Below are 22,847 nucleotides of genomic sequence, written 5' to 3'. Positions count from 1 at the left end.
TGCCGGAACGATGGAGTGAGGAGGGAGAGTTGCCCCGGGGCTCAGGACGCGCGCGTGCCGCTCACGCCTCCGCGCCGCCTCACGCCTCCGCGCCGCCTCACGCCTCTTCGCGTAGTCGACGGAGGTAGGCATCCAGCTGTGCCGCTCCCGCGAGCATCGCCCGCCCCCGGTCGGACAGCCGCCCGTGCCATGCGCGCAGAGCCCCTTCCAAGGGCTCTACTCCGCCCGCCTCCCGCACCTGCGCCAGCAGCGGGGCGATCTGCTCCAGCAGGTGGCCTCCGCGCCGGAGTTGGTGGACGAGTCGCGCGTCACGCACGTCATCGTCGTCGTAGACCCGGTACCCGGTCACCGGGTCACGCCGGGGCCGCACGAGCCCGGCGTCCTCCCACTTCCGCAGGGTCGCCGGCCGGATCCCGAGTTCCTGGGCCAGCGGGCCGATGTACCGGCGCCCGGAACGCGGCGGCCCGGGAGCGCGGTGGCCGGGCCGGGAGGACGGCGGCGCCAGATCACCGAGGGCCCTCTCCACGGCCTGCAGGGTGCGCCGGTCGTCGAGCAACTGCGCATGACTCTCGTCGATCAGAAGCAACCCCTCGTCCGCCGCACCGCGGTTCACGGCCTGCATGATCGCCGTCGCCGTCCCATGACCGTGCCCCGGCACCAGAGCCAGGAACGCCCGCAGCGCACCGGCGTGGACCGGAGTGTAGATGCGGTAACCGTGGTCGGTGCGGTCGGCGGCGGGGAGGATGCCGGCGTCCTCGTAGTTCCGCACCGCCTGGGTGGACAGACCGTGCGGCCGTGCCAGGTCCACGGGTCGCAGCTTCCTACCCGTTTGAAGGTTTCTCACCACAGACTGGAGGCTACTGCGCGCAAGGTCTCCACCGAAAGTTCAACGATACCGTTGAAGGATGGCAACCGACCAGGCAACCGACATCGAAGACCTCGCCCACGCCGTCGACGCCGCAGCCGTGAGGAGGCTGTTCCCGTCCCGCCCGCACGTCCTCGCCCTGGGGGAGCCCACCCACGGCGAGGACGACCTGCTTCACCTCCGCAACGACCTCTTCCGGCGGCTAGTCGAGGAGGAGGACTACCGGACGATCGCCCTGGAGACCGACTGCACGGCGGGCCTGATCGTGGACGATTACGTCACCGGCGGGACCGGCCCGCTCGACGACGTCATGGAACACGGCTTCAGCCACGGCTGGGGCGCCTCGGAGGCGAACCGCGCTCTCGTCCGCTGGATGCGCGAGCACAACGAGCCCCGCCCGGTAGGAGACCACGTCCGCTTCGCGGGCATCGACGGCCCGCTGGAGATGACCGGCGCGCAGAGCCCTCGCCGTTCCCTCACGGCCCTCCACGCCTACCTCGCGGCGCACGTCGACCCGGCCCTGCTGCCCTGCACCGCCGACACCCTCGACCGCCTGCTCGGCCCGGATGAGCAGTGGGCCGAGCCGGAGGCGATGAGGGACCCGACCCGGTCCGTGGGCCGCTCGGCGGAGGCCGGGGAACTACGCCTCCTGACCGACGACTTGGTGGCCCTGCTCGACACCCGGACACCCCACCTCGTCACGGCCGGCCCCCGGGACGACTGGTACCGGGCACGCCTGCACGGCCGCACCGCCACCGGCCTGCTCCGCTACCACGCCTCGATGGCCGACACCACGGCGGCCCGCATGCCGCGGCTGCTGGCCACCCGAGACGCGATGATGGCCGACAACCTCCTCGCCCTGGCCGAACGAGGCCCGGTACTCGTCCACGCCCACAACAGCCACCTCCAGCGCGACATGAGCACGATGAGCATGGGGGACCACCCGCGCCTGGAGTGGTGGAGCGCCGGCGCGTTGGCGAGCGTCCGGCTCGGTGACCGGTACGGCTTCCTGGCGGGCGCCCTCGGCGCTCTCCCGCACCACGGCGTGGACACCCCGCCCGCGGACACCCTGGAAGGCCACCTCCACACCCACCCCGGGGACACCTGCCTCGTCAGCGCCCGTCAACTGGCGCACGCCCTGGCGGACACGACACCCACCCACCGCATCTCCCCGTACTTCGGGTACGCCCCCCTGGACCCGTCCCACCTGCCGCGGATCGACGGGATCGTCTACGTGAGGGAGGCCCGGCAGTGACACGACCAGTCACACCGCCCCCTCCGACCCCCACCGTCGCCGACCGAACGACCCGTTCCCCCGACGTCGGCGGCCACGGCACTAGGCTCGACCACACGGACCGAAAGGCCCTCGGCAGCCGGTCCTGAAGAGCCGGAAAACCACCAGCCCCCTTTCCAAATGGGCGATACTGGCGGTTTCTGACGATGTGCCAACCAGGAGCGGAAACGATGCAGGCTGCGCAGGGAATCGTGACAACGGGCGGCACTCGGGGCGGACGCCATGCGGTGGTCGTCGGCGGCAGCCTGGCGGGCCTGCTCGCGGCACACGTCCTCGCCGCCCACGTGGACCGGGTGACCGTCGTCGAGCGTGACCGGTACCCCGACGGACCGGAGCCACGTCCCGGCGTGCCGCAGAGCCGGCACATCCACGTCCTGCTGGAGGGAGGGCGGACGGCCATCGAATCGCTGCTCCCGGGATTCGTGCAGGAACTGGAGGAGGCGGGAGCACCGCGGGTGGGCGTGCCCGGGGACATGGTGCAGTGGCAGAACGGGCGCTGGTTCCGCCGGCTGCCCTCGTCCGCGCACTACCACTCCGGTCCCCGCGCGCAACTCGAACACCTCGTACGGCGACGGGTTCTCGCCAACCCGTTGATCAAGGTGCTGGAAGGCACGGATGCCGTCGGTCTCCTGGGCGACGCCTCCCGTGTGCGTGGCGTGCTCCTGCGCGAACGCGGCGACGCGACACGTGCGGAGCCCCAGTTGGTCGAGGCCGATCTGGTCGTGGATGCCTCCGGCCGCAGCACGAAGGCCCCGCAGTGGCTCACGGCGCTCGGGGCGCAGGTCCCGCACGAGGAGACCATCGACACGGGTCTCGCCTACGGCACTCGCGTCTACCGTGACAAGGACGGCATCCTCGGCACCGACGCACTCGGCTACTACATCGTGCCCAATCCCTCCCAGACGTACGGCGCCGTCGTCCTGCCTCTGGGCGACGGCACTCACCTCGTCACCCTGTCCGGCCTCGGCGGCGATCAACCGCCCACGGACGGAGACCAGTTCACGGCTTACGCCAAGAAACTGCCGCACCCGCTCGTGCACCGGTGGCTGAGCAAGGCCGAACCCGTGTCACCGGTCCACGGCTTCCGCCACACCGCGAACGTACGGCGCCGCTACGACCTGCCGGGCCGGCGCCCGGCCGGTTTCCTGGCAGTCGGCGACGCCCTGTGCACCTTCAACCCCATCTACGGACAGGGCATGAGCGTCGCCGCCCTCAACGCGGTCGCGCTCCGCGACGCCCTGGCCGACCCGCGGCGCAAGCCCACGACGCGCCGCGTCCAGCGGGCGGTGCTGTCCTCGTCCCGGCAGGCGTGGGACATCTCCGCCGGAGCCGACAAGCTCATGCCCGGCGCGACGGGCAACGCGGTCGCCCCCCGCCCCGGGGACCGAGCGGCCCACTGGTACCTGGGCCGGGTCCAGGACCGCTATGCCGGAGACCCCGTGGTGGGCGACGCCTTCCGGTCCGTACTCAGCCTGTCCGCACCCTTGACCGCCGTATTCGCCCCCGCGGTGGCCCGAGCCGTCCTGTTCGGCACACCCGTCCCGACCCCCACGGAGCCCCCGATGGCCCGCGCGGAGACAGGGAACTGACAAGTAGGTGTGGCGGCCGGCGACGGGATCGTCGGCCCGCGCCGTCTCCCGCGACGGGAGACGGCGATGACTCCTGCGGCAGCGCGGGCAGAGGTCACGTACCGGCGACGAGGGGGAGGAGCCCAGAAAGTCAGAGTCGGTGCAGGTCACGGGTGCATTTCATGATTGTCACCGCCCTTCGGGTCCGGGTTGGTCGCCGTTAACATCTCCACATGTCGGTACCTGTCGCACAGTGCCCCCATGCACTGTGTCCGGCGGTCCGGACGTCTCCTCTCCTCGTGAAGCCGGAAGTGTGAAGTGTGAGAGGGGGACGCGCCGGCCACCGGGACTCACAGCTCGACACGTCCGAAGGACTCCTGGAAAGAGCTGGAGAAGCGTTGTCCGATTTGCTGGCCGGGGACCCGCGCACCGCCGAAGCCGGCGCCGGTGAAGGCAACCCCCTGTCCGAAGACCAGGCGAAGGCCCTGCTGAGGGAACTCGGACCCCGGGAAACCGTCCTGGCCGCGTACCACAACGGCTGGGGCAGGGTGGTGCTCGCGGAGAACGGCCTCATCCTGCTGCGGGGCATCGTCAAGCCCGTGGCCATCCGCGTCCCCGCGCCCCTCCAGATCCTCCGCGCCACCTACGGCGTGTCCGATTCCGTCGACGTCCTCGTCCTCGGGCACCCGTACAAGCTGCGGGGATCGAAGCTGGACCCCAAGGGCGAGCTCCTCATGGCCATGGGCGAGATGGTGCCCCCGGACTCTCCCTTGCGTCCCGGCCGCAGAATACGGCTCGCCACCTGGATGGGCCGGCACCCGGTCGTCATGGCCGCGGCCGTGTTCGGACTCTTCTTCGCCGTCCTGGGGCCGGGCTCCACCGAGAGTGAGAAAGCGGCGGTCGCTCAGAAGCCCGCGCCCGCGCCCACGCGCCTGGTCGTTCCCGACTTCTCGGGTTCCCCTCTCGCCGAAGCGGCGGTATCGGCCGGCCGGCATCCGTGGCAGACGGTGTCGGCGGCCGACGCCTCCTCCGACCGGCGCTCCGTCACCACCACGACGAGCGGCTGGCAGGTCTGCTTCCAGAGCCCGTCCGGCGAGGAGAAGGTGCTTCCCTCGGGCAGGACGCTGATCCTGTACGCGGTTCCCGAGCAGGAGGAGTGCCCCACCCGGCTGCACGGCTCCCGCCGGGTCATCATGCCCGACCTGGTGGGCGAGCAGGCCGACGATGCCTCCAGCACGCTCGACGACCTCGGCCTCCGGCGCGTGGTCCTCTTCCACGCCCACACCGGCAAGCGTCTGACCGACGGGCTGCAGGACGTGGCGGACTGGCGGGTGTGCCGACAGCATCCGGAACCCGACACCGAGATCTCGACCGGGACCCAGGCCGATCTGTGGCTGATCGGCCCGAGCAAGAGCTGTGCCAAGCCCAGCCCCGATCCCGAGCCCGAGCCCAAACCCAAGCCGAAACCGAAGCCCAAGCCCAAGCCCAAGCCGTCGTACGGCACCGGCTCGGGCGGTGGTTCGACGGGCGGCAGCACTGGGGGTACGTCCGGCGGGAGTACCACGGGAAGCGGCGGCAGCAGCGGCGGTTCATCCGGCGGCGGCTCCACCAGTGGCGGATCCTCCGGCACCACGGGTGGCGGCACCGGGGGCACCGGGAGCCGACCCGGCGTGCAGTTCGGGCAGTTCTGCTCTCCCGTGGGTGCCATCGCGACGACCACCGACGGGCGGCCCGCCAAGTGCTTCATGGGCAAGGACGGAAACGCCCGCTGGGGATACAACTCCGGGTGACATCCGGGCGGCTCGCGGTGACCTCCGGGGGCGGGCCTGCGGGACACCTCCCGGTCTCGCAGGCACGCCCCCAGCCGTTCCGCACCGGCATAGCAGCGGACCGGTCGGGCCGACGGCGCCCGCCGCGCACCGCGTAACCCCTCTCACCCCGATGCGCCCTGGCAACTCTCCTGACCGGCGGGTGTCATGGAGCCCGGTGGCCTTACATGACGACCACAACGTCCCTTGGTCACACGAACCGCTTGAGGAGCGATGGCACCCAATCCCGCCCCGAACCCGTACCTCCACGCGCCGCTCGCGCCGCCTCGGCCGCGGATGTTCGCGTCCACCTTCGCCAAAGTGGTCTGGACACTCGTCCCGATCGTCACCCTCGGGCTGGCCCTGGCGGTGCCGTTCGTCGTCGCTTCCGTGAAGGGGGTGGTGAAGGTCTGGCTGGCGGCCGTGTACGTCATCGCGGAGATCACCGTGTTCTCCCTCGGCCTGGTGGTCAGCCCGACCGACGACGACGGGAACTCGGTGCCCGGCTTCCTGCTGACCTTGCTGATCATCACGGCGGCGACCCACACCGCGCTCCTCGATCACGAGAAGGTCCGCCTGGCCAAGTAGGAAGCGAAGCGACCGGACGGGGGCTTTCACGCTCGCGGGCATGCATGGTCGCGCCCACAGCGGGAAGGGCGTTCCGAGAAGCTCCTGTCACACCTCACGTCCATCATCCTCCACGCGGGCGGTGCAGAGTGCGGAAGAGAGTGTGCGGTGCGGGCGCTGTACTCGGCGTCCTCGTGACGTTCGGTGTGGCACCCGCCCAGGCGGCGGAGCCGCCTGAGTCGCGGCCCGAGCGGCAGGTGCCGGCAGCGGCGGACCTCGTGCGCGGCCTGCCCCTTGGCCCACCCTGTGGCTCCTCCACGGCTGTTGCGGCGAATACACCTCGTGGACCGCCATGACCGAAGTCGCGGAGACCGGCAGCCTCCGCGACGTCCTCGTCGTCATGCCGGAAGCGGGCTGGAACGGCTGGTACAGCGACTGGTGGAACCACGGCCGGGGAGGCGACCCGGCCTGGGAGACCTTCCACACCGTGGAGCTCCGCCATCTCCTGGAACACGACTGGGGCGCGAGCCGGAACCACGTCGTCGCCGGTCTGTCGATGGGGGGCCAGGGCGCCCTGCTCTACGCAGCCAGGCACCCCGGAATGTTCAAGGCGGCCGCCGCCTACTCCGGTTCCGCCCACCCGCTGCTCGACGACGAGTCGACCGACCGCACCCTCGGCTTCTTCGCGTCGCCCCGGCGTGACGAGGCAGCCGGACGATCAACTCGTTGCCCAGACGGTAGATCACATGATCGGCGCCGGCCGGATCGAGCCGGTCCAGTGGCAGCGTGGCCCACTGCGGGAACTGGGCGTCGACCAGGCGCCTTACCAGCACCGCGTCGATGTGGGGGAGAGTGTCCACGACGTCCGCGGTGCCCACGGCGGCTCCTGTGGTCGGCCCGCTCGGTACGGCGGACGGTCACACACCATCACACCGAGCGAGGTAGCGGCCTGTCGACCGGTTTTCGTGAGCTACGACTGGCGCGCGGCCGGTCTGAGCAGCACTGGGCCGGCAGCAGCAACCCCTTCCCGGGAACACTCGGGTCACCCGGGACACCCACCACATGGAAGACGCACCGCGACGGGCACGCCGCCCTGCCCCCGGCCGCTCCCCAACCCCCCGGCCCGTATCCACCCACCGGCACGAGCCGATCGGCCGCGCACTAGGGTCGGCGTGGCCGTGTGTCCAGCCCGGTCGTCTTGACGAGGCACCGAGGGGACGTGATGCGCGTGATAGTGGGTCTGGGTCTCTTCCTTGCCTGTGGTGTGGGTGCACTCGTCGCCCTGGCAGGCGTCGCGGCGATGGCCCTCCCGGGCAGGCCGGAGCCCTGGACGCGCCACCTCCTGCGCCGCGCCGCTGCAGCGACCGCCTGGGCCGCGGCAGCCGTCTACTCGCTGGGCTTCTTCGCCGTCCTGTCGTCCGAGCAGGCGTTCGGCGACGGCGCGGACTCGATCCCGGCCCCGGCCTGCCGCGACGGATTCTCCCCGGCGGAGAAGCAGGGCCTCTCGCACCACCGCTCCTCCTACCTGCCGCTCAGCTTCGACTGCGTCCGCGACGACGGCAGCGTGTACTCCAGCAGCCCCGACTACGTGTGGATGAACTGGACGGCGGCGTCCCTCGCCCTGACCACTGCCGTGCTGGCGATCGGCGCGGGCCACGCGTCCGAACTCCGCGCCCGCACGGCACAGGTGACTGCATGACGCTGCTGTGGGTCTTCGCCCTCCTGGTGGTCGGCTGGATCGCGCTGCGCGGCCTGCTGGTGCATCCGCACCTGCCGCTGTGGGTGCGGACCTCGACATTCTGGGCGGTGCCGTTCGGTGCCGTCACCTGGGCGGTCATCATGGTCGCCGACGACGCGTTCCTCTTCCCGGACACCGCCCCCTGCCCCAAGGAGCCCTACCGGAAGGGCATCATCGGCGACGGGGAGGTCTCCGGCGTCTCCACCCCGTTCCCGCCGCGGGCCTACTGCCTGTGGGAGGACGGCACGACCTACGAACTCGCGCCGGGCGCCGAGTTCCTCTTCTGGGTCTTCTTCGCAGTGACGGTCGTCCCGCTGGGGGCGGGACTGTGGCATGCGGTGCGGAACCCGCACGCGCTGCTGCGGTAGTCGCCCCCGCCCCTTGCGGACGACTCGTGCCCACCCGGCCCTGTTCTCGGGGAGCCGCCGGGAGCCGCCCCCAGCTCTTCAGGAGGAATACCGCCCCTGCGCGCCCTGGATCGCCCGGTCCCGCCACACGCAGTACACGGCGGCCGGATTGTCGAAGTACCGCCACGGCAGGGCGTCCACATGGCCGTCGACCAGGCGGAAATGCTGCAACGCCAGGTCGTACCGGCCCTGTCGGGTGAGGAAGTAGGCCAGCAGATGCCGTACGGACGCCGTGTCCGGGTGGTCCGGCGGGGCGGCATCCGCGTCGGCCAGAGCGGCGTCCACCATGGCGACGAGAGAGGGCGTCCGGAAGTCGTCGGTCTCGGCGTCCGTGTCATGGTGCTCGTACCACGCCACCAGGGGCAGCGCGGTGAGGAGACTGCCGGGCGGAGCCGTCGCCGCGGCCTTCTGCGCGAAGCTGTCGGCCAGGCCCGCCGACCCGCGCCATTTCGCGCACCAGTACTGGAGGGCGGCGCGGTGCGCGCCGTAGTGGTGCGGGTCCCGGGCGGTCACCTCCTTCCAGATCTGCCGCATCTGCTCCCGGGACGCACCGAGGCCGAGCGCGGCCCAGATCTCGGCGACGAACGGGGACGGGTCGCCCTGGTTCAGTTCTGCGGCGCGTGCGCTCAACGCCGGTGCATGGGCGAGGACGTTGTGGAACTCCTGGAACTGCTTCCGGCTGGTCTCCCGCGCCCGGGCGGCGCCCCGCAGGTGCCAGGCCAGGGACACCGTCGCCCGTGCCCGGATCAACGCGGCGTCGGGATCGTCGGGACCGACTGCCGTTTCCCACGCCTGCAGCCAACTCCCGGGACTCGCGGCATCGTGGTCACCCAGCACGTCGGCGTGGACGGAGCGGCGACCCCAGTCACCCAGCTCCCTGCTCCGGGCCAGCAGTCGGGCCGCCGGCTCCCAGTCGCCCCGGGAGGCTGCGGTGCGCGCCTGTTCCAGCTCGGGGTCCGCCGCGACCTGCCGGGTGTGCTGGGCCGACCTCGGAAGCAGGCCGAGCGCCTTCGCCCGCCGTGCGGAACCCCTCGGCGCGGCGGGTCCAGCCATGGTGCGGCGGTAGGCGACGACAGCGACCGCCGCCACCAGCGCGATCACGACGACGCGTGCGACATCCACAGATCATGCACCGCCCCGGCAGCACATGACCGTCACGGAGCCGTGTACATGCGGGTGCACACATACGAGTTGACCCATCGGGCGAGGTCCTCCAGGGAGGGGGAGCGAAGATCGCGAAGAACCTGGAGTATGCCCTGCTGCTGTCACCTGTCGCAAAGATGTTCCCCAGCAGCTAGTACGAGCGGCTGGGCGCCGTGCTCTCACGGGGGGGGCGGCCGTCGGCTCGTGCTCTTGGACAACGCCGAGAAAGGGCGCCCGCGACATCGTCGGGTGCCTGTTGTCTCCATTGCTTCACGGTGATGTCCCAGTTGGGAGCAGTACGCGGCTGTGGCGCAGGAGCCCGACTAACGTTCCTGTTCGCAGGGGGTTGGTCCGCATGTTCGATACGGGCCGAGGCCGTTCCTGCTCACGTTGCACCCAATGCACATGTTCCTGCTCTGACCGGCTCACGGGGGTACGGCGAATGCCGATGCGAGACAGCACGTCGAACGACAGATCGTCCGGGACCCTCAGGTCTCCGTCCCGCCGGCGTGTGCTCCGGCTGGCCGGAGGCGGTCTGGCTCTGGCCGCACTGACCGCGGGCACCGTCGGCTGCGACGAGGAAGCGGTGGACGTCGAGGATTCCGCCGGCGGCGCCGACAAGCCGAAGGACGGCGGCAAGGCCTCCGGCGACTCGGACGGCACCGCCGCCGGCGGCCGGGCCCCGAAGCCGCTGTGGACGAAGTCGACCTCGGCCGAGACCTACGGGGACAACGACGAACTGGTGGTGGCGGGCGGCGTCGTGCTCGCCAGCGGCAGCCCACTGGCCGCCCTCGAGACTGTGACCGGCAGCCGGAAGTGGTCCCTGCCGGGCGGCACCGTCCCCGGAGCGCCGCTGCTGCTCGGCAAGGGCACCCTGTACCTGGCCAGCAACAAGTACGACGGCACAGTCACCGGATACGACCCGGCCTCCGGCAAGGAGACCTGGCGCAGCCGCCTGGGCGAGGGCTACCGGCAGCCGCGGCCGATCGCGGTGGACGACGGACAGGTCTACGTCATCGCCGAGATCCTCGAGGACGACGGCTCGTCGAAGACGAATGTCATCGCGGCTCTCGACAGCACCACCGGCAGGCTCGCCTGGAAGGAACAGCGCGACCTGGACACCATGCAGAACGGCATCCATGCCGCCGTCCGCGGCCGCCACCTCGTCTACACCGACTTCAAGAAGAACCTCACCGTGCGCGACACCGCCACCGGCAGTCAGGTATGGACGCGGAAGACGGCCAAGACGAACTACGGCTTCTTCGCCGTCCACCAGAATGTGGTCATCGTCCCGCAGGGGCAGAAGCTCCAGGCCTTCAACCTGTCCGACGGCAAGGAGAGATGGTCCCTGGAGGCAGCGGACTTCGCCCTCTTCAAGGAGCCGGCCGTCGTCGAGGACGTGCTCTACATCGCCGACAGTGCCAGGACGATGCGGGCCATCGATCCGCAGACCGGTAAGCAGCTCTGGACGTCCGAGGCGCTCGCGTCGGCGGGGCTCCAGGTGCCGCGGCAGTACGTCAGGGCGGGCAACATCCTCTACGGTGCCACGGACCTGGACAAGCAGGGCGGCATCATCGCCATGGACGCGAAGACCGGCGACGTGCGCTGGACGTTCAACGACGGGACCGGCGACCACCACGCCTGGCTGGTGGCCACCGACGGCAAGCGCGTCTTCGCCCTGCACGGCACGGAGCTGCACGCACTTCCCGTGTGACGCGCGGGCAGTGCGTGCGACCCGGCAGGGCACCCGGGGGCCGGGAGACGACCAGTGCACGGGCCCCGACGCCCATTGTGCGACTCTCAGTAGCCCAGCTCGGCGCAGCGCGCCAACACGTTCTCCTGGGCCTCCCTCGCTTCGGCGTCCTTGATGTCGAGTGTCTGGAGGTGCCGGTGGGCGACCTTGAACGCGTCGTTCAGGTCCTTGAAGCGGTCGTCCATCCCGGCAGCGGACTGGCCCAGGTAGGCCGCAGCCGTGGCGCGTTCGAGGTGAGAGCCCCGCTCTCCCTCGCTGTGGTCGAACAGCGTGGCGAACGCCGGTACACGCCTGTATGCCTGGCAGGCGCCCGCCGCATCGGCTGCCGCGATGTCGGGCTCGGCCCCGGGCGACGCACTGTCCGGGCCGGTCCACAGAAGCCAGCCCATGCCGAGGCCCGCACCGATACCGACCATGGCCGTCAGACCCGGCACGATCCACCGGGATCCCGGACGGCGACCCGCGGCGTCGGCGGACGGGGCAGCGGCAGGAGAGGGCGGGGGAGTGGACCAGGACAACGGAACGGCTTCCTTCGCTCTGCTGGGCGGACGGCTCGGGTAAGAGAACCGTCGGCAAGTGAATCACCAACCCCACCAGCCGAGTTGGCCGGGTTCCAGGCAGAGACACCGGTCAGTACTCCGATGTGCGCCCGACGTCCGGTCTGTTTCCCGGTGTCAGCGGGAGGCATAGCCCTCCAGCGGCTTGTTCCAGGGGACCTTGCGGGGACCTTGGGGAGGAACCACGGAGAAGACTCCGGGATGCCGGACGATGCCGGGCCTCCCGGACCTGCGTGGAACGAGGAGCGCGACCGGCGACGGCCGGTGCTCCTCCCGGTTCAGAGGACCGCCACGGCCCGGCCCGGGACCTCGCCCTTGGCCAGCTTGTCGACGTACTCCGGGATCTGCTCGAACGTGATGGGCACGACATTCGACTCGATGTTGCCGCCGGCCATGAGCCGGAGCACCTCCTCCGCCTCCGACTTCTCGCCGTTGGAGGCGCCGACGATGGTGATCTCCTTGAGGATGACCTGCTGCATGGAGAGGGTGGCCTCCTCGCGGGCCAGCCCAATCTGCACGATGCGGCCGCCGTGCTTGATCGCGTCGACGGCGGAGGCCGTGGTGGTGCCGAAGCCGGCGAAGTCGACGATCACGTCGAGGCCGCGGTCCTCGAAATCGCGGATGTCCTTGGACACGCCCGCGACGCCGAGGTCCTTGGCGTCGTCCCAGACCTTTTCGTTGATATCGGCGACGTAGACGTCGGCGCCCAGTTCCTTGGCGATCTGCGCTCCCAGGGAGCCGAGTCCGCCGAATCCGATGATGCCGACGTTCTGCCCGGCCTCGACGCGGCCGAACGTCACGAGGGCGCGGTAGGAGGTGCGGGCGGCGTCCATGGCCGGGGCGGCCTGGGAGAAGTCGACCTCGTCGGGCACCCGGACGACGAGGTCGGCCTTGACGACGACCTTGTCCGCGAAGCCGCCGTCGACGGCGGTTCCGGGGCCCTCGGTGACCGCCGGGATCCCCACGCGGTCGCCGACGGCGAAGGCGCTGACGTCCGCACCGACGGCGCTGACGATGCCCGCGGTCTCGTGGCCCAGGATGATCGGCCTGTAGCCCAGGATGGGTGTCAGGGTGCCGTCGACGAAGCTCACGTCGCTGTGGCAGAGGCCGGACGCCTTGACGTCGATGACGATCTCGTCGGCGCCGGGCTTCGGGTCCTCGCGTTCGACCAACGTGAACGGTTCGTTGACCTCGTTGAACTGCCATGCCCTCATGTCGACTCCTTCTTGTGGTGAGCGCCCGCAAAACCGGGAATTAGTTCAATCATAAATCATTTTTGTTGAAAGTTTAAGTGAATGGTGGTGTCGGCCAGCCGGTCGCGGGTGGGGCGCCCCGTTGACGTCGTCAACGCCGTCCGGTTGTTGCCGGCGAACGGTGGCACCTGTGTACGGTTACCGGTATGCCAAAGACCCCGGCCACCCCGGCGAACCCGTTGGTGAGCGGTTCCGAGATCGCCCGTATCGCGGGCGTCACGCGTGCCGCCGTGTCGAACTGGCGGCGGCGGTACGACGACTTCCCGGCGCCGGCGGGAGGCGGGGGGAACAGCCCGCTCTTCGACCTCGCCGAGGTCCAGGCGTGGCTCGACAAGCAGCGCAAGGGGCAGGACGTCACCGACGAGGTCCAGCTGTGGCAGGTGCTGCGGGGAACCTACGGCGAGGACATCCTCAGCGGGCTCGCCGACATCGCCGAGGTGCTCGCTGCCGAGCGCGCGGAGGGAGTCGAGCGCGCGGAGGGTGCCGAGCGCGCGGAGGGTGCCGACGCTGCCGAGACTGTCGAGGAGAAGGACACGCCGTCCGCACTGCCCCTCCAGGCGGTCGAGCTGGCCCGGCGTATGGCTGCGGACAGCAGCCCTGCCGACGTGGTGGACGGCCTCGTGGAACGGTTCAAGGAATCGGTGCGGCGAGCGGGATCCGACCAGGTCACGTCGCCCCGCGTGGTCCGCGCCGTCCGGCACGCCGTCGGCGACGTGTCCGCGGGCGCGGCGCTCTTCGACCCCGCGTGCGGAGTCGGCACCCTCCTGCTGGCCGTCGGCGCCGGGGGGCAGGTCCGGCGGTACGGCCAGGAGGTGGACCCCCGGAGTGCCCGGCTCGCCCAGGGGAGGGCCGGACTCGCGCAGTCGGCCCACCTGGAGGTCGCCGAGGGCGACTCCCTGCGCTCCGACCGGTGGCCGGACCTGAAGGCCGACCTCGTCGTCTGCGACCCACCGGTCAGCGACAGCGACTGGGGCCGGGAGGAACTGCTGCTCGACCCCCGCTGGGAGCTGGGCACGCCCTCACGGGCCGAGGGCGAGCTGGCCTGGCTGCAGCATGCCTACGCGCACACCGCGCCCGGGGGGCGGGTCATCATGGTCATGCCCGCCTCGGTGGCCTACCGCAAGGCCGGGCGTCGCATCCGCGCCGAACTCGTCCGCCGCGGCGTCCTCACCCAGGTGACGGCGCTGGCGCCCGGCACGGCCGCAGCTCACGCGCTCCCCGTGCACCTGTGGCATCTGCGCCGGCCCCGGACGCCGGATGAGTCGGCCGGCACCGTACGGATGGTCGACCTGACGGCCAACGAGGCGGACGGGCCGCTGGAGCCACGGCCCGAACAGATCAGGGACGTACCGCAGATCGACCTGCTCGACGATCTGGTGGACCTCACTCCGAGCCGGTACGTCCAGGAGTTCCATCGCGACTACGCGGCCGAGTACGAAACGCTGAGCCGGGAACTGACCGAGCACGTACGGCGCTTGAGCGAACTGCTGCCGTCCCTGACGGCGGGGGAGGGGCCGGGCGCCCTGGACGGGCCCAGCGTCAGTGTCGCCGACCTGATGCGTGCCGGACTGGTCGAGAACGCGGACCCGGAACCCGTGTCGGTGAGCGAGCAGCTCGACACCGACTTCCTGCGCGGCTTCCTGCACAGCGCGGCGAACAGCCGCCGCTCCACGACCGCCAGCGGAACGTTCCGGCTCGACGGCAAGGGTGCCCGTATTCCGCAGATGGACATCAGCGCCCAGCGCCGGTACGGGGCGGCGTTCCGGGCGCTCCGGGAGTTCGAGGAGCGTGCCCGCCGCGTCGCGGAGCTGAGCCGGCAGATCACCGCGCTGGCCCAGGACGGGCTGAGCAACGGGGCGCTCACGCCGGACGACTGAGCCGAGTCCGTCGGCTGTTCACGGCGTGCGCGTCCGCGGGGCGTGCACGCCGTAGCGAGTCGACCGGGAAGCCGGGAGCCGGGAGCGTCGCCGAGTAGGCATACGGCGGTATCGCCGAGCTCCGCGGGGCTGCGGGAGCTGGCTGATCGAGGCTCCGAGCCGCCATCTCCGCATGCCTCCGTGGGCAGCAGCTGTGTTCTGCCGTGCCTTCCGACGTGATCGGCCGCTCCGGGGATCACCAGGCGATTGCTGCCGGGCAGAGCCGCATGCCTCCCAATCGAGCTGTGAACCCATCGTGCACGCGAGAGATGCAATCGACGTAACCGTTCTGTTGACACTATCAACGCGATTCACCTATGTTTCTCGTGCGTTCTTCGGTGATCTCACGCCGGGGAGACGAATGTGAACATGAGCCATGTCCTTGGGGGGACCATGCACGCCCGTATCAGAATTGCCGCCGCTGCCGTCGCCGCCGTCGGGGCGCTCACGCTGACTGCCTGCGACACCGGCAGCACCGTCGTCGACAAGCCGAAGAAGGGTGCCGCTGCCGACGTCGACACCGGCACCGGCGAGGACACGGCCAAGAAGGAGAAGGCTCCCGAGATCGCCAAGGTCGGTGACACCCTCGCCCTGGAGGGCATGGACGAGGGCAGCGAACTCGACGTCACGGTCGTGAAGGTCGCCGACCCCGCGAAGTCCGCGGACGAGTTCATGAAGCCCGCCGCCGGAAAGCGTTTCGTCGGCGTGCAGTTCAAGCTGGTCAACACCGGCAAGGCGGCCTACAGCGACAGCCCGTCCAACGGGGCGCAGGTCGCCGACAGTGAGGGGCAGCAGTTCGACGCGACCTTCGGGGACATCACGGCCGGGCCCTCGATGGCCTCCAGCCTGAAGCTCAAGCCCGGTGCCAAGGGGCTGGGTTGGATCGTCTTCGAAGTCCCCGAGGCGGCGAAGATCGACACCGTGCAGTTCACCATGAACTCCGGGTTCGCCGACAAGACCGGTGAGTGGAAGCTGCGGTAGGAGCCAGGAAGTACGGGAGCCTGAGGCGGTCCGGTCGAGGGGCGCGGACCGGGCCGGCTCCCGCGAAGATCCGTGCTCGGGGGAGCCGGTACCGTCCGCCCCTTGTCGCTCCCTGTGTGGTGTGCGTCAGGAGTAGGACCAGCGCCAGGCGTTGGACCGGTAGGAGCAGGTGATGCGTGCGCCGCTCGCAGTCGTCGTCGTGGCCCCGTGATCGCTGTTCCGGCAGAACTGCCCGGCCTGGTAGCAGTTGCCCGCGTTGGAAACGATGGAGCACGTGCCCGAAGCGCTGCCGTTGCCGCCACTGTTGTTACCGCCGGAGTTGGAGGTGCGGGCGCTCCGGGTGACGGTGACGGTCGGGCCGGGAGTCTCCACCTTCTTGGTCTTCGTGACCGTGGGGGCGGGCTTCGCTTCGGGAGTGGCCGTCACGGTGGCGGTGGTTGTGGCCGTTGCTGTGATCGTGACAGTCGGTGCGGGCTTGGCGGCAAGTGTCTGGGCGGCGTTCACCTCGTCCTGCGCGGACTGGATGCCGCCGAGCGCCCCCATGGCGAACAGGGCGGCGCCGACGGCCCACAGTCTCTTGCGCTTGCGCAGCGGGCGTATGTCGGTTGCGGACGGTGGCTGCGGCTGAAAGGCCATGTTCCCTCCCGGGGATGTTCTGTGCGGTCCGGGGATGTGCAGTGCGATGGACGCGGCGCGGCCCAGCCGGAACCCTTCGATCAGGCCGGGTGGGGCGTCGACTGGACGGGCGGGCCGTTGGGCCGGAGCCCTCTCTGCTGCAACCCCCGTAGAGCGTCTGCGCGTAGCGGTATGGAGAGATCGCTGAGGTCGTCCTGCAGCCCTCTGGGGCCGTGGTGATGGGATCGCTGGTGCGACCGGTGGGTCTCCGCCCGACGTCAAGGGAGCATGCCGGAGGTATGTTAGCGGTGTCAACGGTTTTGGTATGACCTGATTGACGGGGGCGTGTATCTCCGCCAAGGCGTCCGGAGAATGAGGGGTAGGAGGTGACGAGCCGCAGCCCCCTCGACACCTGCGAAGGCGGCCCGCACGGGGGAGCCCGGAGCCACCTCTCACCGTGTACCGGCAAGGCCGGGGCCGGCCAGGCTGCGCCACGCGTCGAGAACTCCCTGTCGCTCCGCCCCGCTGGTCGGCCTGGCGTGAAGGGCGCCGCGTGACCTGGCCGCCGGGCCCTTCTGGTGGCCGGGCCTGCCCCCGCACCGCCCCTCCCGGCCCGGTCATTAGCCCGCGCGGGTCAAGCACACCACCCGCTCGCGACATCGGCCGTGCGCACCGCGCCGCCCCGCCGCAGCATGGCCTTGTTGCCGACCGGCAACCCGATCGGTACCGGTCGGAAGCGAAGGAGGCCCCGCGATGGGCGAGCTGTACATCGACGGTGAGTGGACGAACGCGGCCGCGGGCGGGCGGCGGGAGGTGCTGAACCCGTACGACGCCTCCGTCGTCACGACGGTCGACGAGGCGGACGCCGCCGACGTCGACCGTGCCGTACGCGCCGCCCGGCGGGCCTTCGTCGAGGAGGACTGGGCGAACGCGCCCACCCGGCAGCGCGCCGACCTGTTGATGCGCGTCCACGACCTGCTGCTGCGCGACCGGGACGAGATCGCCCGCACCGAGACACTCGACACCGGCAAGACGCTGACCGAGGGCCGGATCGACGTGGAGGACGTGGCGAACGCCTTCCGGTACTTCGCCGAGCTGGCGGGCAAGGACGGTGGCCGGGTCGTGGACGTCGGCCCGGACGTGCTGAGCCGGGTCGTCTACCAGCCGGTCGGGGTGTGCGCGCTCATCGCTCCCTGGAACTATCCGCTGCTCCAGGCATCGTGGAAGGTGGCCCCCGCGCTGGCCGCCGGGAACACCTTCGTCCTCAAGCCCAGCGAGACCACGCCGCTCACCACCATCGCCATGATCCGGCTGATCGAGGAGGCCGGTGCCCCGCCCGGCGTCGCCAACCTGGTGCTCGGTTCCGGTGCGACGGTCGGCGCGGCTCTGACCTCGCACCCCGAGGTCGACCTGGTGTCGTTCACCGGGGGCCTCGCCACCGGACGCGCCATCATGGCCGCTGCCGCCGAAGGGCCGAAGAACATCGCGCTCGAGTTGGGCGGCAAGAACCCCAACATCGTCTTCGAGGACGCAGACTTCGACGCCGCCGTCGACTACGCGCTGGACGCGGCCTTCCTGCATGCCGGGCAGGTCTGCTCCGCCGGTTCGCGGCTGCTGGTCCAGGACTCCCTGCACGACCGGTTCGTCGACGCCCTGGCCGAGCGGGCCCGGGCGATCCGCCTCGGCAACGGCCTGGACGAGGGCACGGAGAGCGGTCCGCTCAGCTCCGCCGAGCACCGGGACAAGGTCGAGCGTCACATCGCCGCCGCCCGTGAGGAGGGCGCCCGGCTCGTCACCGGCGGCACCCGGCCCGACGATCCCGCGCTCCGTAACGGCTACTTCCTGCTGCCGACCATCTTCGCGGACTGCGACCGGTCCATGAGCATCGTCCAGGACGAGGTCTTCGGCCCGGTCGTCACGGTCGAGCGGTTCCGCACCGAGGACGAGGCGGTGGAACTGGCCAACGACACCCGCTACGGCCTGGCGGGCGGCGTCTGGACGTCCGACGCGAGCCGCGCCCAGCGCGTCGCCCAGCGGCTGCGGCACGGCACCGTGTGGATCAACGACTTCCACCCGTACGTACCGCAGGCCGAGTGGGGCGGATTCGGCCGCTCAGGCGTGGGACGCGAGCTCGGTCCCACGGGCCTGCGTGAGTACCAGGAGGCCAAGCACATCTACCAGAACCTCGCCCCGGGGCCGTCCGGCTGGTTCAAGGGCTGATCCCGCGCAGCCCCCGGCACCCCCCGAAGGCACTCCAGTACTTCAGTACTCCAGTACCCCGGTACTTCAGCATTCCAGAGCACGCGAAGAGCCCTGACGAAAGGCACTCCATGGCCGCCCCCACCACCCCGCACGGCGCCGAGTCCTCCTACGACTACGTCATCGTCGGCGGCGGCACCGCCGGCTGTGTGCTCGCCGCCCGCCTGAGCGAGGACCCCGACTGCCGGGTCTGCGTGATCGAGGGCGGTCCCAGCGACGTCGGGGACGAGCGTGTCCTGCGCCTGCGCAACTGGATCAACCTGCTGGGCACCGAGTACGACTACGGGTACACCACGGTCGAACAGCCGCGCGGCAACTCGCACATCCTCCACTCGCGGGCCCGTGTCCTCGGCGGCTGTTCCTCCCACAACACGCTGATCAGCTTCATGCCGTTGCCGGAGGACCTCGACGACTGGGTGGCCGCCGGGTGCGCCGGCTGGGACCCGGCGACGATCCTCCCGTACCGGGACCGGCTGCTCACCAAGATCGTCCCGGTGGCCGAGGCCGACCGCAATCCCATCGCCAAGGACTTCGTCACCGCCGCCTCCCGGGCCACGGGCGTCCCCGTCGTCGACGACTTCAACGCCGAGCCCTTCGCCGACGGCACCGGCTTCTTCTCGCTGGCCTACGAGCCGGAGGGCAACCTGCGTTCCTCCGCGTCCGTCGCCTACCTGCACCCGATCCTGAACCGCCCCAACCTCACCCTCATGCTGGAGACCTGGGCGCACCGGCTGCTCACCGACGAGGACGGGAGGCTGACCCGTGTCGCCGTCCGCGGTGCCGACGGGGAGCCCGCGACCGTGCGCGCGACGCGCGAACTCGTCCTGTGCGCCGGCGCCATCGACACCCCGCGGCTGCTCATGCTGTCCGGCATCGGCCCGGCCGACGACCTGCGCCGCGTGGGCATCGACGTCCATGTCGACCTGCCCGGCGTGGGGGAGAACCTGCTGGACCACCCCGAGTCGATCATCCTCTGGGAGACGGACGGCCCCTTGCCGCCCAACTCCGCCATGGACTCCGACGCCGGACTGTTCCTGCGCCTCGACAAGGGGCAGCCGCGCCCGGACCTGATGTTCCACTTCTACCAGGTGCCGTTCACCGTCAACACGGAACGCCTGGGCTACCCCGTCCCCGAGCACGGGGTGTGCATGACACCGAACGTCCCCCGGGCCCGCTCCACCGGCCGGATGTGGCTGCGCAGTTCCAACCCGTCCGAGCACCCCGCGCTGGACTTCCGCTACTTCACCGACCCCGAGGGCCACGACGAGCGCACCATCGTCGAGGGCCTGAAGCTGGCCCGGGAGGTCGCCGCGACCGACCCGCTGAAGGACTGGCTCGTCCGCGAGGTCGCTCCCGGCCCCAACGTCACGTCCGACGCCGACCTGTCGGAGTACGGGCGCCGCGCCGCCCACACGGTCTACCACCCGGCGGGCACCTGCCGCATGGGCGCGGCGGACGACCCGATGGCCGTCTGCGACCCACAGATGCGGCTGCGCGGGGTCGACGGTGTGCGTGTGGTCGACGCGTCCGTTTTCCCGACCATGCCGACCATCAACCCCATGGTGACCGTGCTGCTCGCCGCCGAACGGGCCGCCGACCTGATCACCGGAAAGCCGGGGCCCGGTGACGGGACGTCCGCCGGCCGGGCGGCCGCGCGGTGACGGGGCCGCGGCCCGCGCGCACATCACCGCGTGCCGTCCGCCGTCCGGGATCCGTGTACGCCGCACGGGAGTTCGTCCCGTACGGTCGGTTCAAGCCATCACCACCAGGGCATCAGGATTCTGCCTCGCCCCACGCGCCCCGCACCAGGGGTGTTCGAGCACAGACCTGAGGTCTCGCGAGCGGCGGCGGCCTCGGCCGGCGGAAGAAGCCACCGGCCGTCCCGGCCGACGTCCTGGCCCTCAGCGAAGGAGGAACCGACCATGTCGAGCGCTGGAGACAAGGGCCACGGAGCGGCACCGGAGGAGTTGCTGGCGGACGACCGGCCGACGGGCCCCGTCCGGCTGAAACCGGTGGTGTTCTTCGGCGCGGCGACCCTCGTTCTCGCCATCTCGCTCTGGGCGATCATCACACCGAGCGGTGCGGAAACCACCATCGGTGTGGTCGTCGGCAAGATCTCCAGCTGGTTCGGCTGGTACTACTTCGTCGCCGCCACCCTCTACCTGCTCTTCGTCGTCTACATCGCCGTGTCCAAATACGGCACCGTCAAGCTGGGCCCCAAGCACTCCAAACCTGACTACGGGCTCTTCACCTGGGGCTCGATGCTGTTCGCCGCCGGCATCGGCATCGACCTGATGTTCTTCTCGGTCTCCGGGCCCGTCAGCCACTATCTCGCGCCGCCGCAGGGGGACCCGGAAACGCTGGAGGCCGCGCGGCAGGCCGTGGTGTGGACCCTGTTCCACTACGGCATCACGGGCTGGGCCATGTACGCGCTGATGGGCATGGCGCTCGGATACTTCTCCTTCCGGTACAAGCTGCCGCTCGCGATCCGCTCCGCGCTGTACCCGATCATCGGCCGGCGCATCCACGGCCGGATCGGCGACACCGTCGACCTCGCGGCCATCATCGGCACCGTCTTCGGCATCGGCGTGACCCTCGGCATCGGCGTCGTCCAGCTGAACTACGGCCTGAAAGTCCTCTTCGACGTGCCGGAGGGGCTGGCCGCGCAGATCGCCCTGATCGTGGTCGCCGTGGGCATGGCCACCGCCTCGGCCGCGTCCGGCGTGGACAAGGGCATCCGCCGGCTGTCCCAGCTCAACGTCCTCCTCGCCGCCCTGCTGATGTTCTACATCCTCGTGGTCGACGAACCGTTCCGGCTGCTCAACGCCGTGGTGCAGAACGTCGGGGACTACGTCAGCGGCTTCCCGTCGATGACGCTCAACACCTTCGCCTACGACCAGCCCACCGAGTGGCTGGACGCCTGGACCCTCTTCTTCTGGGCCTGGTGGATCGCATGGGCGCCGTTCGTCGGGCTCTTCCTGGCGCGCATCTCGCGCGGCCGCACCCTGCGCGAGTTCATCGCGGCGACGCTCGTCATCCCGTTCCTCTTCACCGGTGCCTTCCTGGCGATCTTCGGCAACAGCGCCCTGTTCCTGGTGCGTGACGGGAACAAGGAGTTCGGCGAAACCGCCATGAACGTCCCCGAGCAGGGCTTCTACACCCTGCTGGACCAGTATCCGGGCTTCGTGTTCAGCGCCGGACTGGCGACGTTCGTCGGCCTGCTGCTGTACGTCACCTCCGCCGACTCCGGCGCCCTCGTGATGGGCAACCTCAGCGCCGAACTGCCGACTCCGGTGACCGACGCACCCACCTGGCTGCGCATCTTCTGGGCGGTCGCGACGGGTCTGCTCACGCTCGCCATGCTGATCGTGGGCGGCGTCCAGGCGCTCACCAACGCCACCATCATCATGGGCCTGCCCTTCTCCTTCGTGATGTTCCTGATCATGGCCGGGCTGTTCCTGGCGTTGCGCACCGAACGCATGCTCGTCGAGGCCAAGGACACCACCCTTCCGGGGTCGCTGTCCGGGCGCATGGCACAGCACGGTCTGCCGGGGGCGCCCAACTGGCGGCACCGGCTGGCCCGGACCATGTCCTTCCCCGGCCGTCGGGCGGCCGCCCGGTTCGTCGACCAGGTGTGCCGACCCGCGTTCCAGGAGGTCGCCCAGGAACTGCGGCAGCAGGGTGCGGAGGCCGAGGTCGTGGAGGGGGTCGTCGAGGACACCGGCCTCGCGCACGTCGGCCTGCGTGTACCGATCGGCACCAGCGACGAGTTCGTCTACGAGGTCTGGCCCGTCGAACGGCCGACGCCCGCCTTCGCCACCCGGTCGGTCACCACGCACGACACCTACGTCCGCTTCGAGGTCCGGCTCGCCGAGGGCAACCAGGACTACGACGTCATGGGGTACACCAAGGAACAGCTCATCGCCGACGCCCTCGACCAGTACGAACGGCACCTGGAGTTCCTGCGGGTGCGTCACGAGGCCAGCCGCTCCGGCTTCCCGGACCACCGCCCGGACGCCCCGGACGCGCATCTGCCGGAGGAGTAGGACCGGGCCTCGACCCCGACGGGGCCGGGCCCTTGGCGGCCCTCCGACAGCCGGCACAGTGACAGAGTGTGCGGCTC

General features: G+C 70.6%; 17 protein-coding genes and 2 pseudogenes. 13 read left to right on the top strand and 6 right to left on the bottom strand.

Annotated elements, in window-relative coordinates:
• Positions 1-97 precede the first annotated feature (97 nt).
• Positions 98-847, bottom strand: a complete 750-nt coding sequence (locus tag ACIRPP_RS25630) for a MerR family transcriptional regulator (RefSeq protein WP_403647112.1) — start codon at positions 845-847, stop codon at positions 98-100.
• Between the two features lie 58 nt (positions 848-905).
• On the opposite strand from ACIRPP_RS25630, the gene ACIRPP_RS25625 reads away from it, so the two are divergent.
• The 5 genes and pseudogenes from ACIRPP_RS25625 to ACIRPP_RS25605 all read left to right on the top strand — a co-directional run.
• Positions 906-2,120, top strand: coding sequence for an erythromycin esterase family protein (locus ACIRPP_RS25625; RefSeq protein ID WP_403647109.1), 1,215 nt, complete (start codon positions 906-908; stop codon positions 2,118-2,120).
• A gap of 209 nt (positions 2,121-2,329) precedes the next feature.
• Positions 2,330-3,748, top strand: a complete 1,419-nt coding sequence (locus tag ACIRPP_RS25620) for an NAD(P)/FAD-dependent oxidoreductase (protein ID WP_403647106.1) — start codon at positions 2,330-2,332, stop codon at positions 3,746-3,748.
• A 377-nt stretch (positions 3,749-4,125) separates the two neighbouring features.
• Positions 4,126-5,517 carry a PASTA domain-containing protein gene (locus ACIRPP_RS25615; protein ID WP_403647103.1) on the top strand — a complete coding sequence of 464 codons (1,392 nt, stop codon included), beginning with the start codon at positions 4,126-4,128 and terminating at the stop codon, positions 5,515-5,517.
• 252 nt (positions 5,518-5,769) lie between these two features.
• Positions 5,770-6,123, top strand: coding sequence for a hypothetical protein (locus ACIRPP_RS25610; protein ID WP_403647100.1), 354 nt, complete (start codon positions 5,770-5,772; stop codon positions 6,121-6,123).
• Positions 6,124-6,397: 274 nt separating this feature from the next.
• Positions 6,398-6,805: pseudogene (locus ACIRPP_RS25605) on the top strand (alpha/beta hydrolase); the annotation flags it as partial.
• On the opposite strand, the pseudogene ACIRPP_RS25600 reads toward ACIRPP_RS25605, so the two are convergent.
• A pseudogene (locus tag ACIRPP_RS25600) lies at positions 6,777-6,980 on the bottom strand (phosphotransferase); the annotation flags it as partial. The pseudogenes ACIRPP_RS25605 and ACIRPP_RS25600 sit on opposite strands and share 29 nt — an antisense overlap.
• 386 nt (positions 6,981-7,366) lie before the next feature.
• Between ACIRPP_RS25600 and ACIRPP_RS25595 the strand changes: the two are divergent.
• Positions 7,367-7,801 carry a hypothetical protein gene (locus tag ACIRPP_RS25595; protein WP_403647097.1) on the top strand — a complete coding sequence of 145 codons (435 nt, stop codon included), beginning with the start codon at positions 7,367-7,369 and terminating at the stop codon, positions 7,799-7,801.
• Positions 7,798-8,208 carry a hypothetical protein gene (locus ACIRPP_RS25590; RefSeq protein ID WP_403647094.1) on the top strand — a complete coding sequence of 137 codons (411 nt, stop codon included), beginning with the start codon at positions 7,798-7,800 and terminating at the stop codon, positions 8,206-8,208. The genes ACIRPP_RS25595 and ACIRPP_RS25590 overlap by 4 nt, the downstream gene beginning before the upstream one ends.
• A gap of 78 nt (positions 8,209-8,286) precedes the next feature.
• On the opposite strand, the gene ACIRPP_RS25585 is transcribed toward ACIRPP_RS25590, so the two are convergent.
• Entirely contained in the window at positions 8,287-9,369 is a 1,083-nt protein-coding gene (locus tag ACIRPP_RS25585) for a hypothetical protein (RefSeq protein ID WP_403647091.1), read from the bottom strand.
• Between the two features lie 463 nt (positions 9,370-9,832).
• Between ACIRPP_RS25585 and ACIRPP_RS25580 the strand changes: the two genes are divergently transcribed.
• Entirely contained in the window at positions 9,833-11,104 is a 1,272-nt protein-coding gene (locus ACIRPP_RS25580; RefSeq protein ID WP_403647088.1) for a PQQ-binding-like beta-propeller repeat protein, read from the top strand.
• Between the two features lie 86 nt (positions 11,105-11,190).
• Here the strand turns inward: ACIRPP_RS25580 and ACIRPP_RS25575 are convergent, their stop codons facing one another.
• Entirely contained in the window at positions 11,191-11,577 is a 387-nt protein-coding gene (locus ACIRPP_RS25575) for a hypothetical protein (RefSeq protein WP_403647086.1), read from the bottom strand.
• Positions 11,578-11,978: 401 nt separating this feature from the next.
• Complete coding sequence (locus ACIRPP_RS25570) at positions 11,979-12,914, bottom strand: alcohol dehydrogenase catalytic domain-containing protein (RefSeq protein ID WP_403647083.1); 936 nt, start codon at positions 12,912-12,914, stop codon at positions 11,979-11,981.
• 185 nt (positions 12,915-13,099) lie between these two features.
• Here ACIRPP_RS25570 and ACIRPP_RS25565 point away from each other — a divergent pair, with 185 nt between their 5' ends.
• Both ACIRPP_RS25565 and ACIRPP_RS25560 read left to right on the top strand, forming a co-directional pair.
• Entirely contained in the window at positions 13,100-14,830 is a 1,731-nt protein-coding gene (locus tag ACIRPP_RS25565) for an N-6 DNA methylase (RefSeq protein WP_403647080.1), read from the top strand.
• Positions 14,831-15,238: 408 nt separating this feature from the next.
• The gene (locus ACIRPP_RS25560) at positions 15,239-15,850 is read left to right on the top strand and encodes a DUF4352 domain-containing protein (RefSeq protein WP_403647078.1); all 612 of its coding nucleotides are present in this window, start codon (positions 15,239-15,241) and stop codon (positions 15,848-15,850) included.
• A gap of 126 nt (positions 15,851-15,976) precedes the next feature.
• Here ACIRPP_RS25560 and ACIRPP_RS25555 read toward each other — a convergent pair whose 3' ends face one another.
• Positions 15,977-16,486, bottom strand: a complete 510-nt coding sequence (locus ACIRPP_RS25555) for a hypothetical protein (RefSeq protein WP_403647074.1) — start codon at positions 16,484-16,486, stop codon at positions 15,977-15,979.
• 732 nt (positions 16,487-17,218) lie between these two features.
• On the opposite strand from ACIRPP_RS25555, the gene ACIRPP_RS25550 reads away from it, so the two are divergent.
• The 3 genes from ACIRPP_RS25550 to betT all read left to right on the top strand — a co-directional run bounded on the left by ACIRPP_RS25550 (position 17,219) and on the right by betT (position 22,770).
• On the top strand, positions 17,219-18,685 hold the full coding sequence (locus ACIRPP_RS25550) for an aldehyde dehydrogenase family protein (protein WP_403647072.1): 1,467 nt from the start codon (positions 17,219-17,221) through the stop codon (positions 18,683-18,685).
• A gap of 110 nt (positions 18,686-18,795) precedes the next feature.
• A complete protein-coding gene (locus tag ACIRPP_RS25545; RefSeq protein WP_403647069.1) occupies positions 18,796-20,385 on the top strand; it encodes a GMC family oxidoreductase in 1,590 nt (529 codons plus the stop codon).
• Positions 20,386-20,646: 261 nt separating this feature from the next.
• Complete coding sequence (gene betT, locus ACIRPP_RS25540; RefSeq protein ID WP_403647066.1) at positions 20,647-22,770, top strand: choline BCCT transporter BetT; 2,124 nt, start codon at positions 20,647-20,649, stop codon at positions 22,768-22,770.
• Positions 22,771-22,847: the final 77 nt, after the last annotated feature.

The sequence above is a fragment of the Streptomyces sp. NPDC101219 genome (assembly GCF_044767675.1).
Classification (GTDB): Bacteria; Actinomycetota; Actinomycetes; order Streptomycetales; family Streptomycetaceae; genus Streptomyces.
Note: the sequence above shows the minus strand (reverse complement) of the source record. Positions and strands in the feature narration are given on the sequence as shown.

Excerpts from the sequence above, each read along its gene's own strand:
- ACIRPP_RS25565 (WP_403647080.1), top strand. The coding sequence starts at position 13,100 with ATGCCAAAGACCCCGGCCACCCCGGCGAACCCGTTGGTGAGCGGTTCC.
- ACIRPP_RS25570 (WP_403647083.1), bottom strand. The coding sequence starts at position 12,914 with ATGAGGGCATGGCAGTTCAACGAGGTCAACGAACCGTTCACGTTGGTC.
- betT (WP_403647066.1), top strand. The coding sequence starts at position 20,647 with ATGTCGAGCGCTGGAGACAAGGGCCACGGAGCGGCACCGGAGGAGTTG.
- ACIRPP_RS25560 (WP_403647078.1), top strand. The coding sequence starts at position 15,239 with ATGAGCCATGTCCTTGGGGGGACCATGCACGCCCGTATCAGAATTGCC.
- ACIRPP_RS25625 (WP_403647109.1), top strand. The coding sequence starts at position 906 with ATGGCAACCGACCAGGCAACCGACATCGAAGACCTCGCCCACGCCGTC.
- ACIRPP_RS25580 (WP_403647088.1), top strand. The coding sequence starts at position 9,833 with ATGCCGATGCGAGACAGCACGTCGAACGACAGATCGTCCGGGACCCTC.
- ACIRPP_RS25555 (WP_403647074.1), bottom strand. The coding sequence starts at position 16,486 with ATGGCCTTTCAGCCGCAGCCACCGTCCGCAACCGACATACGCCCGCTG.
- ACIRPP_RS25590 (WP_403647094.1), top strand. The coding sequence starts at position 7,798 with ATGACGCTGCTGTGGGTCTTCGCCCTCCTGGTGGTCGGCTGGATCGCG.
- ACIRPP_RS25610 (WP_403647100.1), top strand. The coding sequence starts at position 5,770 with ATGGCACCCAATCCCGCCCCGAACCCGTACCTCCACGCGCCGCTCGCG.
- ACIRPP_RS25620 (WP_403647106.1), top strand. The coding sequence starts at position 2,330 with ATGCAGGCTGCGCAGGGAATCGTGACAACGGGCGGCACTCGGGGCGGA.
- ACIRPP_RS25550 (WP_403647072.1), top strand. The coding sequence starts at position 17,219 with ATGGGCGAGCTGTACATCGACGGTGAGTGGACGAACGCGGCCGCGGGC.
- ACIRPP_RS25545 (WP_403647069.1), top strand. The coding sequence starts at position 18,796 with ATGGCCGCCCCCACCACCCCGCACGGCGCCGAGTCCTCCTACGACTAC.